Origin of the sequence: Hydrogenivirga caldilitoris (assembly GCF_003664005.1) — a bacterium.
Lineage (GTDB): Bacteria > Aquificota > Aquificia > Aquificales > Aquificaceae > Hydrogenivirga > Hydrogenivirga caldilitoris.
In genome coordinates this window covers 530,740-544,952 of the sequence record NZ_RCCJ01000001.1, presented here as the reverse complement: position 1 = coordinate 544,952, position 14,213 = coordinate 530,740, and the positions used below count along the sequence as shown (strand labels likewise).

Here is a 14,213-nt window from a genome sequence, read left to right as displayed (position 1 = left end):
TTAAGAACTCTCACCTTTTCTCCTCGTGCCCCACTCCATGTATATCGCGTAAAGGGCTGGTACGAAGAGGAGGACTATCACGAAGGTGGAGAGTATTCCGCCTACCATCGGAGCCGCTATCCTTGACATCACCTCAGAACCTGTGCCGTGCCCCCTCATTATGGGGAGGAGTCCGAGGAGTATGGCGGAGAAGGTCATGAATATGGGTCTTATCCTCTTGACCGCTCCGCGGTATATAGCCTCAAAGGCTTCCTTCCTGTCTTGTATCTTCCCTCCGTACCTCGTAGCCGTGTGCAGGAGAGAGTTCTGGATATAAACCACCATCACTATCCCCATCTCCGCCGCGATACCCAATAGGGCTAGGAATCCCGCTATAGAGGCTATGGATATGTTGTAGTCAAGCATATACATCAACATCACACCGCCGAAGGTGGCGACCGGAAGGGTAAGGAGGACGAGTATTGTCTCAAAGAGCTTGTTGAAGGTGAACCACACGAGAAGAACTATCAGTAGTATTACAACGGGGATTATGACCTTCAGGTTCTCAAGAGCCTTCTTCCAGTACTCAAACTGACCGCTCCACTCGTAGTAGTATCCCTTGGGTAGCTTGAGCTTCTCCTGAAGGACCTTCTCGGCTCTCTCTATAACCGTTCCCATGTCCACCTCAGGGTTAGGAGTTATGAAGACGTAGCTCGTCAGAAGTCCGTTCTCGGACTTTATGCTTATGGGGCTTTCGGTTCTGACGATATCCGCAACGGCGGAGAGGGGGATTAACCTGTTATTCAGGGGTATCATCAGGTTCTCAAGGTCGTATCGGTAATCCAAGGGAACCCCGAGGGTTATCCCGTAGCGCTCTCTTCCGAGTATCATCGTTGAGGTGGGGGAGTTGGCAAAGAGCTGAGCTATCGCCATGTTTATGTCCGAGATGGTGAGTCCGTATCTCTGGAGGGCTTCCCTCTTTGGTCTTATCTCTATGTAGGTAGCTTTGGTTGACCTCTCCCCGAAGATGCTCATTATCCCGTCCACGTCCTTGAGCGTCTGCTCTATCTGCTGCGCGAGTTCGTTGAGGGTGTTTATGTCGTCTCCGTATATCTTTATCCCGAGGGGGGTCTGTATCCCCGTGGTTATCATGTCTATCCTTCCCTTGATGGGCATCGTCCACATGTTGGAAAGACCGGGGATAGATATAGCCTGGTCCATCTCCCTTATGAGTTCGGTGTAGGTTATCGTCCTCTCTTCGGGGAAGAGCTTACGCAGAACATTCTTGAAGAACTCAGGTATTTTCCAGCTGGAGTAGAAGCGCTCTTCCTTGACCTTCCTCCACTCCTCTTCGGGCTTCAAGGTTATGAAGGTCTCTATCATTGAGAAGGGGGCGGGGTCGGTGGCTGTCTCCGCTCTCCCTGCCTTCCCGAATACGCTCTCAACCTCCGGAAACTGCTTTATTATCCTGTCCTGAAGGTTTATGACCCTGAATATCTCCTGACGGGAGACGCTGGGAACGGTGGTGGGCATGTAGAGTATCGTTCCCTCGTTCAGGGCGGGCATGAACTCCCTTCCAAGCTTTTCGTAGAAGTAGAAGGTGCTCGCTCCCATAACTACGAAGAGTAGGAGCATGAGATACCTGAGCTTTACCGAGATATGGAAGAGGGGGTCGTAAACCCTTATCAAAAATCTAACTATCGGGTTCTTCTCCTCGGGCGGAATCCTTCCCCTGACGAGGTAGTAGATGAGAACGGGAACTACCACCACCGATATAATTGCGGCGACGAGCATGGAGAGGGTCTTTGTGGCAACGAGGGGTTTGAATAACCTCCCCGCCTGACCCTCCAAGGCGAAGAGGGGAACGAAGGAGACGGTAACTATCAGAAGTGCAAGGAATATGGGCTTTCCCACGTCCTTTGCGGAGTGGGTTATGGCGGTCATGAGGTCGTCCCCTTCCTCCCTCCTCCTGTGAACGTTCTCCACGAGGACTATCGCAGCGTCCACCATGGTCCCTATCGCTATCGCTATCCCTCCGAGGGACATGATGTTGGAGGTAATCCCGAGGTGGTTCATCGTTATGAAGGTGGCAAGGAGCGAAACTATCAGGAAGACGATTATCACTATCGCGCTCTGGACGTGGAAGAGGAATATGCCGACTATAGCTAAGACGACTATGGACTCCTCTATGAGCTTGGTCTTGAGGTTGTCTATAGCCCTCTCTATCAGGGTTGAGCGGTCGTAAACGGGGACAATTTCTACGTCTTCAGGAAGTCCCTTCTTTATCTCCTCTATCTTCTTCTTGACGTTCTTTATGACCTTGTAGGCGTCGGCTCCGAAGCGCATCACCACTATACCGCCGACCGTATCCCCCATCCCGTTGTAGTCCGCCACTCCCATCCTGTAGGCGGGGGTCTCTACAACCTTTCCGAGGTCCTCTATCCTTATGGGAACGCCGTTCCTGTAAGCTACGACCGTCTTAGCGAGGTCCTCCCTGCTCTGGGCGTATCCCACAGCCCTTACAAGGAACTCCCTCTCGTTTATCTCAACGTACTTCCCTCCCATCTCAACGTTCGTCTTCTTGAGAGCCATGTACAGGTCTTTGAGGGAGAGTCCGTACTGGTATAGCTTTTCGGGTTTTATTAGAACCCTGTACTCCTTCTCGTATCCTCCGACCGAGGCAACCTCCGCAACGTCCGGAACGGCTAAGAGAGCGTACTTAACGTAAAAGTTCTGGAGAGCCCAGAGTTCGTCTAAGGTCCTCGTCTTTGAGACTAGAGCGTACTGATATACCCATCCCACACCTGTCGCGTCAGGTCCGAGCTGTATGTCCGCCTCTCTCGGAAGCTGTCCCCTTATGGTGGCGAGCTTCTCAAGGACCCTTGACCTCGCCCAGTAGAGGTCCGTTCCGTCCTCAAAGATTATGAAGACGAGGGAGTAGTTGGGAACGGAGTATCCCCTGACGGTTTTAACCTTTGGGACACCCATCATGTTGGTGACGAGGGGGTAGGTGAGCTGGTCCTCTATGACCTGAGGAACCTGACCTATCCACTTGGAGTAGATGATAACCTGAACGTCCGAGAGGTCGGGGATAGCGTCTATGGGCGTCTTCTTGAGGGAGTAGTAGCCGTAAAGGAGTAGAAATAAGGTGGCAAAGAGTATCGCTATTCTGTTCTGAATGAAGAACTGGGTCAGCTTTACCATACCAAGGGCCCTCCAGAAATTACTTGAGCAGTCTCCTCATGAGCATTGCGTTTATAGCAACTATCACGGTGCTCGCGCTCATGAAAATGGCTCCCACGGCGGGCTTCAGGATTATCCCCCACGGTGCCGCAACTCCCGCAGCTAAGGGTATGGTTATGACGTTGTAGCCCGCAGCCCAGAAGAGGTTCTGAACCATCTTCTTTACAGTTATCACCGAAAGCTTCATAACCTTCACCACGTCCCGGGGGTCGTTCTTGACGAGGATTATGTCGGCGCTCTCTATGGCAACGTCCGTTCCCGAACCTATGGCAACCCCAACGTCCGCCTGAACGAGGGCGGGAGCGTCGTTTATACCGTCTCCCACCATCGCAACCTTCATGCCTCTGCTCTGAAGCTCCTTCACCTTCTCAGCCTTCTGGTGGGGAAGGACCCTTGCGAAGAACTCGTCTATCCCGAGCTCCTGCGCCACGTAGCGGGCAACCTCCTCCGAATCCCCTGTAATCATAACTACCCTCTTACCGAGCTTCTTCAGCTCTGAAACCGCCTCGTAGGACTCCTTCCTTATCCTGTCGGCGAGGGCTATAGCTCCTGTTAGCTTCCCGTCCACCGCAACGAGGACGACGGTCTTTCCCTGAAATTCCAGCTCTTTGACCCTGTTAAGCACCTCCGCACTTAATTCAACCTTCAACTCCTCCATCAGAAGGTTCGTCCCGACCGCAACCTGTTTACCCTCAACCTCACCCACCACACCCTTTCCGGGCACCGCTCTGAAGTTCTTGACCTCGGGAAGGTTCAAGCCCTTTTCCTTCGCATCCTCAACTATCGCCTGAGCTATGACGTGCTCGGAGTGCTTTTCAACGGCGGCGGTCAGCCTGAGGAGCTCCGTCTCAGAGAGCCCGACTGACACTATATCCGAAACCCCGAACCTGCCCTCCGTCAGAGTTCCCGTTTTGTCAAAGACCACCGCATCAACATCCCTTATGGTCTCTAAAGCCAACCTGTTCCTCACCAGTATCCCATTCCTCGCGGAGTAGGAGGTGGATATGGCTACGACGAGGGGTATGGCAAGCCCGAGGGCGTGGGGGCAGGCTATGACCATCACGGTCACTGCCCTCTCAACGGCGAACTGAAGGTTCCCTTCAAGGTATACCCAGACAAGAAAGGCGAGACCTCCGATCCCTATCGCAACCACAGTAAGGTAGAAGGCGACCCTATCTGCCATGTCCTGTAGTCTGGTTTTTGACTCCTGAGCCTCTTTAACGAGCTTCAGAACCTGACTTAAATAGGTCTCCTCTCCCGTCTTTTCAACTTTCACCTTTACAGAGCCTTCCATGTTTATGGCACCGCCTATGACCTTGTCCCCGGCTTTCTTTGGAACGGGCTTGGACTCTCCCGTGAGCATAGCCTCGTTCACGTGGGTTGAGCCCTCTATGACCACCCCGTCGGCGGGTATCTTTTCCCCCGGTTTTACGAGAACTATGTCTCCGGGCTTGAGCTCCGAAACATGAACCTCAACTATTTTACCGTTCTTTATGAGGTTCGCCTTAGTTGGCATAAGTTTGACGAGCTCCTCCAGAGCGCGGGAAGCTCCTAAGACCGACTTCATCTCTATCCAGTGACCCCAGAGCATCACCACTATTAAGGTTGTGAGTTCCCAGAAGAACTCCTTACCGCCGAATACGAGGGTTGAGAGGCTGTATATAAAGGCTACCGATATGGCGATGCCGATAAGGGTCATCATACCGGGCTTTTTGAGCCTGAGCTCGTCCAGCATGCCCTTTATGAAGAAAACACCACCGTATAGGAAGACCACAGTGGAAAGGAGGGGAGTTATCCACTCGCTTCCGGGAAACTCGGGCATGGAGAAACCGAGGAGTTCCTGTATGCTTCTGGAATAGAGAACAACGGGAATTGTGAGGACTGTTGAAACTATCGCTTTTCTCTTCATCTCTTCCATATGCATGGCGTGGTCGTGTCCCGCGTGGGCTTTGTGTTCTTCGTGTACATGTTCCGTATGTTCATGTTTCATATGGGCACCACAGGTATGTTCCATATGTTTATGCTCCTTTTTTTCCTCCATTTTTACCAGTTCCATACCGCATTTCGGGCATTTTCCCGGTTTATCCTGTCTGATTTCAGGGTGATGGGGGCAGGTATAAACCTCCCTGATTATTTCGTTTTCCATTTTTGAACCTCCATTCTGAGGAATAATAAAAGTGTTCTATGTGTTAATACAAGATGTTTATTTAACGTTAAAAGTTCGTTAATTTAACAATTGACAAAATCTGGGGGGGGGATAGAAATTAAACCTCAAGGGTGATTTAAATCACAAAAAAGGGGGTGCTAAAATGAAAGGGAAAATTCTTACACTTGCAGCCTTGACGGGAGCGGTTCTGCCCTTTGCGGTGAACGAGTACTTCAACAGCAGGTGTCCGGAGCTTCCAAAGGAAGTCATACTTCCCTCTGAAGCTAAAGCTATGCCAAGCTTTGCAAGGCAAACAGGACTATCATGCAGTACCTGCCACACTATACCGCCGAGGCTGAATGCCTACGGAAGAACCTTCAAGATAAGAGGATACACGGATGGAAAAGCTATAGAGGATATATTGACAGGCGAGGGAGAAAGTATACTAAAGTACAACCCTGTTTCCATACGAGTCCTTTCTTACCCTTACAGTAAAAAGAAAGGAGAGGACAGGGAAGTCATATTCCCCGACGAGGTTGTAATAGCTTTTGCAGGCAGGATAAGCGAGAACGTAGGAACCTTTGCAGCCTTCGCATCTGAAGAGGGAGAGCCTTTTGAACCGGAGATAGTAAAGGTGGCTTTAGTTAAAGACTTTGGAAATAACACGGTCGTCGGTATAGTGGGCGGTAAGACCTCCCCTACGGGAACTGATCCCTTTGATTCACTTAACCTGTATTCAAGGATAACGAGGTTCAGAACGACCGTCTGGGAAGGAGTAAGGAAAAAAGACGCGAGCGACCTGTGGGACAATCACAACTACGGCGCTTCCCTATACGCGAGCGTTTCTAACTGGGTCTATGCCAGTGTGGGAGCCTACACGGGGATAGTTAGGGATGACGGCACTCTGAACAAGGATAAGTCTGATCCCTTTGACTTCTACGGAAGGGTAGCTGTAACTCCTCAGGGCATTCCCGCGGACCTCAATATAGGACTCTTCACCTATATTGGGAAGGATGAAGACCCTATTACAGACCAGACCCTTGTAAAGCCGAGAAGATACGGGGTCGATGCTGGGGTGATTTACAATATTGGAGACATTGGCATTGAGCTTAACGGAATATACGTGAACGGAAAGGACAAGTTCCCCTCAAACCCGGATTTCAAACACAACGGCTACAACCTCTCAGCCACCCTTTACTGGAAGTACAGACTCGGCTTGTCTCTGCTTTACGGTAACTACAAATATAAAAGCGATAACCCTCTTACAACAGATAACGAAGATGGAGTAAAAAGAGCCGATACCACCGTTCATGTCTCCTATCTGATCAGACCTAACGTCAGGCTTGGGGCGGAGTACACGACAACAAACTTTTCCGGGGTAAACGCTCCTGAAGATACGCACTTGACCTCTCTGATACTTGACTTTGCCTTTTAAGGTGAGGGGGTAACGCCCCCTTCAACCTTTCATAAGATACTTAGCAAAGGCTAAAATCCCGAGGATAAGGAAGAGGACAACAAGAACCCACAAAAGCCCAGCTCCCCATCCGTGCATTCCCCAGTCCATCATCTCATAACCTCCTTCAGTGCATGTGTCCCATGTCCAGGTGCTTCAGAAACTCTGCATCTATGTCCCTGAATTTAAAGACCTTCTTTCCTTTGGCAAACTTCTTTGCCTCTACCAGGCTCCTGAAGGCAACTATATCCGGTCCCATAGGACCTTCGTCAACAGGAACGTAGTAAGCATGCCTGCCGTCTATCCACTTCCCACTTGAGAAGTCCCTGACCCATAGCTCCGCCACCCTGTCCTTGTTCTTGAGGTAGTACTGGATCGCGTGCTTGGGAGATTCGGTGTATACGTACTTCCCATCCTTGAGCTTTAACTGTGAGGTGAACTTGGGCATCATGTTCACGTCCATACCGCAGACCACACACTTTGCTCCCTTGGGAGGGTCTTTGGGTTGAGCAAAGGAGAAAACAAAAGCGGCAAGCAATCCTAAAAGTAAGGCAACTCTTTTCATCCTGACACCCCCAGTCCGAAGTTGTAAACGAGCTTTCCCCCGAGGTTTCCCTGATACAAGAGACCGGCTACGCCGGTGAGTAAGAGAAGAAGGTAAAGATGGTGAATTATGGGAACGGGTTTAAAGGTGTAAACGAGCCTGAGCAGGAACACGAGGGAAAACAGACCAGCCAAGGCTATTCCTAAGGTTTGGTGGGTATGTAGCAACTCAAGCGCCTGTGGGGTTATGGGCAAGTTTTCCATACTCTCGTGGGCTATATAGCCCGTCACAGCCGCTCCTATAACCGCTCCCGAGGACAGAAGCAAAGCAAAGAACTCAACCTCGTCGGGCTTTCTACCCCTCAGATGATAAAGACCCTCCAAGAGGAGGGTGAAGAGAGGAAGAGCCACAGCAAAGTGAACTACAGGAGGGTGCAGTTTTACCACCTCTGGATAAACTATTTTCTCTTGAACAGCTGAAGGTTCTGACACCTCGTAAACAGCCTCCCTCTCGTGGGAAAAAGAAAAAAGGGAAAAGAGAAGAGGCGCGCAGAAAATTATTATAAACCTCTTCACTTGAGTAGCTCCTGGAGTTTCTTTTTGAGTTCGGGATTCTTCTTAATGGCTTCCTTGAAGGCTTCGGGGTGCATGGTCAGCATGTGGAGCATCCTCTCGTGAACCCTCGGGTCGTTCATCATCTGTTCCCTGCATTTCTGCATGTGTTCCATCATGAGTTTACGCATTTCCTGGTCCTGCATCATCATGGGCATCATACCTCCCTGACCGCCCATCATATCGTGCATGCCTCCCATCTGGGAGAATCCCGCTCCTGAGAGCGTAAGCGCTGCTGCTGTTGCTAAGAGTAGCTTCTTCATGCTCCACCTCCTTTATTGAATGATTTCGTAAATTTGCTCCTCCGCACCCCAGCCGCTCAGAACTCCGTGGGGAGAGTAAACACCCTTGGCGTCCTTCTCCTTAAGCAACGCCTCTATACCTTCCACCGGAACGTGCCCCTCTATAAACCTGGCTCCTATAACCATAGTGTGGCAGGAACGCTTATCAACGGGGACACCGAGTTCATCCTTTTTCTTGAAGAGTTCGTCGGGCTTGACCTCAATGCGGTTTATTACATAACCCTTCTCCTCAAGCCTCTTGAAGTACTTGTGGCAGCAACCGCAGTTGGGGTTATAAAAAGCAGTTATCTCCCTCCCGAAGGAGAATCCAAGTATTGCCAAGGTTAAGAGAGCCAAAATCCCTTTCATAATTACACCTCCTTCAGTGATGGTGATGTCCTCCTCCGCCCTGCTGACCGTATATTCCCCTTATCTGTGCCTCCGAGTCCAAGAGGAACGTTCCCTTAACCACAACCTTCTGTCCCTCCTTCAGACCATGCATTACCTCGTAAAAGCCCTCCGCCTTCCTTCCGAGCTTCACGTTAACAGGCATGTACATGCCCGGTTCCATCTCCACAAAGACGAGGGTTCTCTTTCCAGTGTCCACTACCGCCGTTTCTGGAACCGCAAGGACCTCACCGATGGGAACTTCAAAGAGAACATCCACCAGAGCGTTTGGCTTAAGAGCTATTCCCCTATTCTTAGCCTTTATCCTCACCTTCACGGTCTTTGCCATGTGGTCCGCCTCTGGGAAGATGTAGTCCACCTCTCCCTCTATCATGTTTTCAGGGTTATCTTCGGGGGTTATAAGAGCCAGTGTCCCTTTCTTTATGTATCTCGCCTGCTTAAAAGGTATTTCGGCTATTACCCAGACGGAAGAGATGTCCGCTATTCTGTAAGCAGTCTGACCCTCCTTGATGTACCCCCCTTCATAGACCTTTTGCTCAAGTATCACACCGCTGGCGGGAGCCCTGACGACTTCCTTCACCTTCAGATACTCCAGTTTCTCCTTAGCTTTCTTTATCAGCTCAGGGTCTCCCTTCTTCTCAGCAAGTCTGAGTTCATCAAGGGCAATTTGTATGTCGGGGCTGAGGACCCTCATGAGGGGTGTTCCTTTCTTGACATACTCTCCCACAAACCTCCTATAGGTATCCGTTACCCAGGCATCCGCCCTGACCGTTATGTCGTATATCTTTGAAAGGTCATAGTTTATATAGCCAACAGCTGAGAAAGTCTTTATAAGGTCCCTCTTGTTAACAGGTTCCGTGACAACACCTAAGAGCTGAAGCTTTTCAGGCTTCACCATTATGTGTCCGGCGTGGGCGGAGCTTGCCGGTCCCCCTCCCGCGAGAGCTGTCTTGGAGAGTGGAACGAATACATCTTTGGTCAGCATAGTATCCTCAAGAACCACCCTTATCTGCCAGGGTCCGTCCATGCTGACCTTGAGCTGACCTCTGTAAACTCCTGGCTCTATTTCTTTCAGAGAGGCAGCGTCCCTCATCTCGTCCATTCCCGGCATGGGTGGCATGTAGAAGTAGAATTCTTTCAGGGGTTTCGGAGGGTTAACCCTCACCTCTATCTTGTTGTTCCCTGACTTTATCTTTCCATCGCTAGAGAGAATTGTCACCTTGACCCCTTTCTGTTCAAGGGTTACAACCTCCTTGTAGCTGTTCCCGCCACAAGCTGAAAGCAGAAGACCTAAAATTACAAACAACCCAGGTAAAACCTTTCTCATTGCAACGCCTCCACCTTAGCAACTATTTGATTCAATTCCTTTAAAAGCTTTGCCCTGTCAAACTCTAAAGACCAGAGAAGTCTGTAGGCTCTGAGAATCTCCCTTATGTCTGTCTTCTCATACTCATATGCTATCAGAAGCGCCTCAATTTCCTTTTTCTTCTCCTCTATCTCTTCTTCCACCGTTGATAGTATCTGGGAAGTTATCCTGTAAGATTCCTTTAAGGCTTCAAACTCACCGGAAACCTTTAGTCTTACATCCTCAAGTTCTAAAAGTTTTGAGTTGTAAATTTCCTTCTTCTCCAAGACCAGCATGTCTTCCCTCTTTCCCTTCCACACAGGTAAAGTCAGTCCAACACTGAAGGTTATCAGGTTGGGTATGTTGGGTCTTATCGCGTAACCTGCGGAGAGAAACAAGTCCGGATAATGTTCCACCCCGGCTCTATCAATTTCCCTCTTTATCACCTCAAGCTCCCTTTTAGCAAGCTTCACCTCCACGTTCTTACCCTGGTCAAAGTTTTCAGGGAAGTCAAGAACCTTAAGTTCTCCACCGTTAAGCTCTAACCGTCCACCGGCAAGGGCGTAGATTCTCTCAAGGCTTGTCCTTCTCAACCTTTCAGCATCGGCAAGCCTCTCCCTTACCTTTAAGAGCTCAACCTTAAGAAGGAGCAAATCAGAGAGTAAAGCTTTTCCGTACCTGTACCTCTCCTCAGTTATCTCTATAAGGGAATGTATCTCTTGCTCTATACCTCTAATTATCCTCTCCATCTCATGGGAGTAAGAAAAATCCCAGTAGAGGAGTTTTATGTTCCGAACGAGCTCCTTCTCATATCTTTCCTTTTTAATCAAGACCTCTACCTGTCTCTCGCTCGCTATTTTGGCTTCTCTTTCCCTCTTCACCGGCAGAACATACTTCTGGGTTAGGTACAGTCCGAAACTGCTCATAGGGTTCTTTTCCGTGGGGAAGTAATGTTCTGTGTCAAGATTGTTTAAAGCGAAAGTCAACCGTGGGTTTGGCAGACTCCTAAGAAAATTTTCCCTGTAACTTAAAGAGTTTTTAATATTATCAAAGGATTTTACTCTGGGGTTATTTTCAAGAGCAAATTTTATAAGCTCGTCCAGCTCCCCTGCAAGGGAAATACCTATAAAAGACAGCAAAATTAAAGCTGCAAGCTTTTTCATCGGTTTTAATCTTATTTGGAGGTTGATGTTAATTCAACATTTATAATTCCCTTTAATTTAACAAGATTTGAACAGAAGGTAAAAACCAATATAATTTTTAAGCATGGAAAAGTTTCTGCTGGTTTTATTTGCCTACCTCCTAGGGTCGGTTCTACCCGGAGAGATAATAGCTAAGCTCAAGGGTGTGAATTTGAGGGAGGTTGGAAGCGGAAACGTTGGAGCCACGAATGTAAGCAGGGTCCTGGGAAAGAAGTTCGGTGCTCTTGTTTTCTTCCTTGATATGTTAAAGGGCTTCATACCGACATACTTAGCTATAAGCTTTTACGGGGTTGAGAGCAAAGCGGTCATGTTTGCGGGGATTGCAAGCGTTCTCGGACACATGTTTTCTATCTTTGACAGATTTAGAGGGGGGAAGGGGGTAGCGACAGCCTTCGGTGTGATCCTGGCTGTGTCCTTTAAGCTTGCCCTCCTTTCACTCCTTGTATGGTTTGTGATACTGCAGTGGAAGAGGTACGTCTCCTTAGCTTCAATCACAGCGTCCGTTGTAGCTCCTCTTCTCTTTCTTATCTCTGGGTACCCTTCTCACATATTTCTGATGGGCATCGTTATAGCTGTCCTCATAGTTTACAAACACAAGCCTAACATAGATAGACTCCTCAGAGGTCAAGAACTGAAGGTATGAGCCCGTTCACACTTGCCGTACTGATAAACCTCCTTTTTATGCTATTCAGACTTGCCTATATAATCCTCTATCCTATAGACCTGTCTCCTGAAGAAGCCCAGTACTGGGACTGGTCAAGGCATCTGGACCTCAGTTATTACTCAAAACCCCCTATGGTTGCTTACCTGAACTTCCTTTCAACTTCCGTCTTTGGAAACACAGAGCTCGGCGTCAGAATAACCCCCGTAATTCTTTCTTTTGTTATGTCCGTTCTTCTATATATCTTTGTAAACAAGCTCTTTAACGAGAGGGTTGCGCTGCTATCCTCGGTTATTCCGAATCTATTTGTAGGAACAGCCATAAACTCGGTTCTGATGACCACGGATGCTCCCTTGGTTTTCTTCTGGGGAGTAACTGTAATGCTCATATACATGGCTGTTGAACGAAATACCGCTGCGCTGTGGTTCTGGGTTGGTGTGTTTGCAGGGCTTGCCTTTCTAAGTAAGTATCCGGCTGTTTTTCTCTTCCCGTTAACGCTCCTTTATCTGTTCCTGGTGAATAGAGAGTTGCTCCTCTCTACAAATCCTTATATTTCCCTTATTCCAGCTTTTACCCTTTCTCTTCCGGTTTTAGTATGGAACATAAAGCACAACTTCATATCCTTCAGACATGTATCTGCCCTCGCTGAGAAGAACGCCCACTTCCCTAACTTAGGAACGTTCTTTGAGTTCATCGGGGGTCAGGTGCTCTTACTGTCAGTTTTTCCTTTCTTCTTTATGGTTTATGGCTGGTGGAAGACCTTTAGGGAAAGGGATAGCAGACTTGTTTTCCTTACGGTTTACTCCCTCCCTGTTTTTATCTTCTTCTCATCCCTGGCTTTAAAGAAGAAGGTGTATGCAAATTGGGCTGGGTTTGGATACTTCACGGGAGCTGTACTTGCCGCTTTATTTATGGATAAACTCCTGAAGCGCTCTAAGCCCATTTTTATCGGTGTGGTTACACTCTCAGGTTCCCTCATAATCTTACTCCACTTCACTCCACTTATTGACTATGTTGGTCTCAGGAAACTATTACCCCCTAAAAGAGACCCTGCCAGAGTGATGATCGGATGGGAAGAGTTGGGAAGGGAGGTGGGCAAGTTCTATACAGGAAAGGAACTCGTATTTTCAAGTTCCTACCAGATAGCGGCGGAGCTTGCCTTCTATGTTGAAGGGAATCCTAGAACCTTTGTTTTTCATCTTGGAAGGATGACCCAGTATTACCTCTGGAGGGATAGGCTAAAAACTTATAAAGGCAGAGATGCCCTATTTATCTCCGATTGGGGACTCCCGGATAGAGTTAAAAAACACTTTAAAAACTACGAATTTTTGAAGAGCGTGGACATATTTTGGAGAGGAGAAAAGGTAAAGAGTTATAAAATCTACAGGATGACAAACTTTACAGGTTGGTTTGATGAGAGTCCAAAGGGTTATTAGATACACCTTAAGCTTCTATATATGGGGCTTTATAACCTACCAGCTACTACCGATGCAGATAATCCCTTACACAAACTACGCACCTGCAGAGTTTTACCCTCGGCCGGTTGTGTACAGGTACACCTTCGCTTACGATGTTAAGACGGCTTTCTCAAATCACGCCGGAAGCATAAAGAACCTACTTAAAGCTCTTGAAGAAAAGAAGTTTGATATAGCCTTTGGAGATTTCCCAGAAAATTTAGAGAACAGACTTTTCCCCACACCTCAAAATAAGGACTGTCTTGTCCTCAGAACCTCTGATATACCTCTCTCTGAAGAGCTGCTTCACACGCTCTTTGAGCGTGTACCTAAACTCTTAATCGGAAGAAGCCCGGAAGACATACTCACCCGGAAGATATACAGAAAACCCCATAACTGTTATCTTGTTGCCCACGATGATAGAATCCTGCTGTCCACTTTCTTCGGCTTTGACTTTCCCTCCTACGATTACATACTTGGCAACAGGAGAAACGTGTATACATCAAAGGATATACTTCTGAGGGAGGCTTACGTGGACGACTTCCTTAAAGGAGCCCTTGTGGTTTTCGGCGATGCGGATGCAAAGGTCTTTGCCTATTCTGAAATGAGCTTTTATCTACCTGGAGGTAGAACCACATACAGCTTCCGGTATGTGGTTGATAGCAACGTAAAGAACCCCCTGGTAATGCTTTTTCATAACGGGGACTTGAAAGGTATATATGAACAGAATAGGATTAATATGCCCGTTTCCGAGAGAGGAAAGTACACAGCCCATGTGTTGACTTACAAGGCTAAGGTTTACGTTTTCTACCTTGGGCTGAGAAGCATCGCTCTAGCCTCACCTATTGAGCTAACCGATTAAAACTCCAGTGATAAAATAGAGCCA

At 48.4% G+C, this 14,213-nt stretch carries 12 protein-coding genes; 4 read left to right on the top strand and 8 right to left on the bottom strand.

The genetic code is table 11. From position 1 onward, the window contains the following. On the bottom strand, positions 1-3,183 hold the full coding sequence (locus BCF55_RS02955) for an efflux RND transporter permease subunit (RefSeq protein WP_121009776.1): 3,183 nt from the start codon (positions 3,181-3,183) through the stop codon (positions 1-3). 19 nt (positions 3,184-3,202) lie between these two features. Then, on the bottom strand, positions 3,203-5,368 hold the full coding sequence (locus BCF55_RS02950; RefSeq protein WP_245960380.1) for a heavy metal translocating P-type ATPase: 2,166 nt from the start codon (positions 5,366-5,368) through the stop codon (positions 3,203-3,205). A 163-nt stretch (positions 5,369-5,531) separates the two neighbouring features. Here BCF55_RS02950 and BCF55_RS02945 point away from each other — a divergent pair, with 163 nt between their 5' ends. Continuing rightward, positions 5,532-6,803, top strand: a complete 1,272-nt coding sequence (locus BCF55_RS02945) for a porin family protein (RefSeq protein WP_121009773.1) — start codon at positions 5,532-5,534, stop codon at positions 6,801-6,803. A gap of 145 nt (positions 6,804-6,948) precedes the next feature. Here BCF55_RS02945 and BCF55_RS02940 read toward each other — a convergent pair whose 3' ends face one another. From BCF55_RS02940 to BCF55_RS02915, 6 genes are read right to left on the bottom strand one after another with little or no spacing between them, the layout of a single operon-like run. Continuing rightward, a complete protein-coding gene (locus BCF55_RS02940) occupies positions 6,949-7,386 on the bottom strand; it encodes a nitrous oxide reductase accessory protein NosL (protein ID WP_121009770.1) in 438 nt (145 codons plus the stop codon). Further along, positions 7,383-7,940, bottom strand: a complete 558-nt coding sequence (locus BCF55_RS02935) for a DUF2231 domain-containing protein (protein ID WP_121009768.1) — start codon at positions 7,938-7,940, stop codon at positions 7,383-7,385. The genes BCF55_RS02940 and BCF55_RS02935 overlap by 4 nt, the downstream gene beginning before the upstream one ends. Then, positions 7,937-8,239, bottom strand: coding sequence for a hypothetical protein (locus BCF55_RS02930; RefSeq protein ID WP_121009765.1), 303 nt, complete (start codon positions 8,237-8,239; stop codon positions 7,937-7,939). Before BCF55_RS02930 ends, BCF55_RS02935 begins: the two co-directional genes overlap by 4 nt. 12 nt (positions 8,240-8,251) lie before the next feature. Continuing rightward, positions 8,252-8,626 (bottom strand): DUF411 domain-containing protein, encoded by a 375-nt coding sequence (locus BCF55_RS02925; RefSeq protein WP_121009762.1) that lies wholly within the window; start codon positions 8,624-8,626, stop codon positions 8,252-8,254. Positions 8,627-8,639: 13 nt separating this feature from the next. Next, positions 8,640-9,992 carry a FixH family protein gene (locus BCF55_RS02920; protein ID WP_121009759.1) on the bottom strand — a complete coding sequence of 451 codons (1,353 nt, stop codon included), beginning with the start codon at positions 9,990-9,992 and terminating at the stop codon, positions 8,640-8,642. Beyond that, entirely contained in the window at positions 9,989-11,173 is a 1,185-nt protein-coding gene (locus BCF55_RS02915) for a TolC family protein (protein WP_121009756.1), read from the bottom strand. Before BCF55_RS02915 ends, BCF55_RS02920 begins: the two co-directional genes overlap by 4 nt. Positions 11,174-11,276: 103 nt before the next feature. Here BCF55_RS02915 and plsY point away from each other — a divergent pair, with 103 nt between their 5' ends. The 3 genes from plsY to BCF55_RS02900 are packed head-to-tail and all read left to right on the top strand — an operon-like array spanning position 11,277 to position 14,189. After that, positions 11,277-11,855 (top strand): glycerol-3-phosphate 1-O-acyltransferase PlsY, encoded by a 579-nt coding sequence (plsY, locus tag BCF55_RS02910; RefSeq protein ID WP_121009753.1) that lies wholly within the window; start codon positions 11,277-11,279, stop codon positions 11,853-11,855. Then, positions 11,852-13,309 carry an ArnT family glycosyltransferase gene (locus BCF55_RS02905; protein ID WP_121009750.1) on the top strand — a complete coding sequence of 486 codons (1,458 nt, stop codon included), beginning with the start codon at positions 11,852-11,854 and terminating at the stop codon, positions 13,307-13,309. Before plsY ends, BCF55_RS02905 begins: the two co-directional genes overlap by 4 nt. Then, positions 13,287-14,189: a hypothetical protein gene (locus tag BCF55_RS02900; RefSeq protein ID WP_121009747.1), complete on the top strand. Its 903-nt coding sequence runs from the start codon at positions 13,287-13,289 to the stop codon at positions 14,187-14,189. The genes BCF55_RS02905 and BCF55_RS02900 overlap by 23 nt, the downstream gene beginning before the upstream one ends. The last annotated feature ends 24 nt before the right edge of the window (positions 14,190-14,213 follow it).

Bases quoted from the DNA above. Each gene is read 5' to 3' on its own strand.
- BCF55_RS02920 (WP_121009759.1), bottom strand. From the start codon at position 9,992: ATGAGAAAGGTTTTACCTGGGTTGTTTGTAATTTTAGGTCTTCTGCTT.
- BCF55_RS02900 (WP_121009747.1), top strand. From the start codon at position 13,287: ATGAGAGTCCAAAGGGTTATTAGATACACCTTAAGCTTCTATATATGG.
- plsY (WP_121009753.1), top strand. From the start codon at position 11,277: ATGGAAAAGTTTCTGCTGGTTTTATTTGCCTACCTCCTAGGGTCGGTT.
- BCF55_RS02925 (WP_121009762.1), bottom strand. From the start codon at position 8,626: ATGAAAGGGATTTTGGCTCTCTTAACCTTGGCAATACTTGGATTCTCC.
- BCF55_RS02945 (WP_121009773.1), top strand. From the start codon at position 5,532: ATGAAAGGGAAAATTCTTACACTTGCAGCCTTGACGGGAGCGGTTCTG.
- BCF55_RS02905 (WP_121009750.1), top strand. From the start codon at position 11,852: ATGAGCCCGTTCACACTTGCCGTACTGATAAACCTCCTTTTTATGCTA.
- BCF55_RS02930 (WP_121009765.1), bottom strand. From the start codon at position 8,239: ATGAAGAAGCTACTCTTAGCAACAGCAGCAGCGCTTACGCTCTCAGGA.
- BCF55_RS02940 (WP_121009770.1), bottom strand. From the start codon at position 7,386: ATGAAAAGAGTTGCCTTACTTTTAGGATTGCTTGCCGCTTTTGTTTTC.
- BCF55_RS02915 (WP_121009756.1), bottom strand. From the start codon at position 11,173: ATGAAAAAGCTTGCAGCTTTAATTTTGCTGTCTTTTATAGGTATTTCC.
- BCF55_RS02955 (WP_121009776.1), bottom strand. From the start codon at position 3,183: ATGGTAAAGCTGACCCAGTTCTTCATTCAGAACAGAATAGCGATACTC.
- BCF55_RS02950 (WP_245960380.1), bottom strand. From the start codon at position 5,368: ATGGAAAACGAAATAATCAGGGAGGTTTATACCTGCCCCCATCACCCT.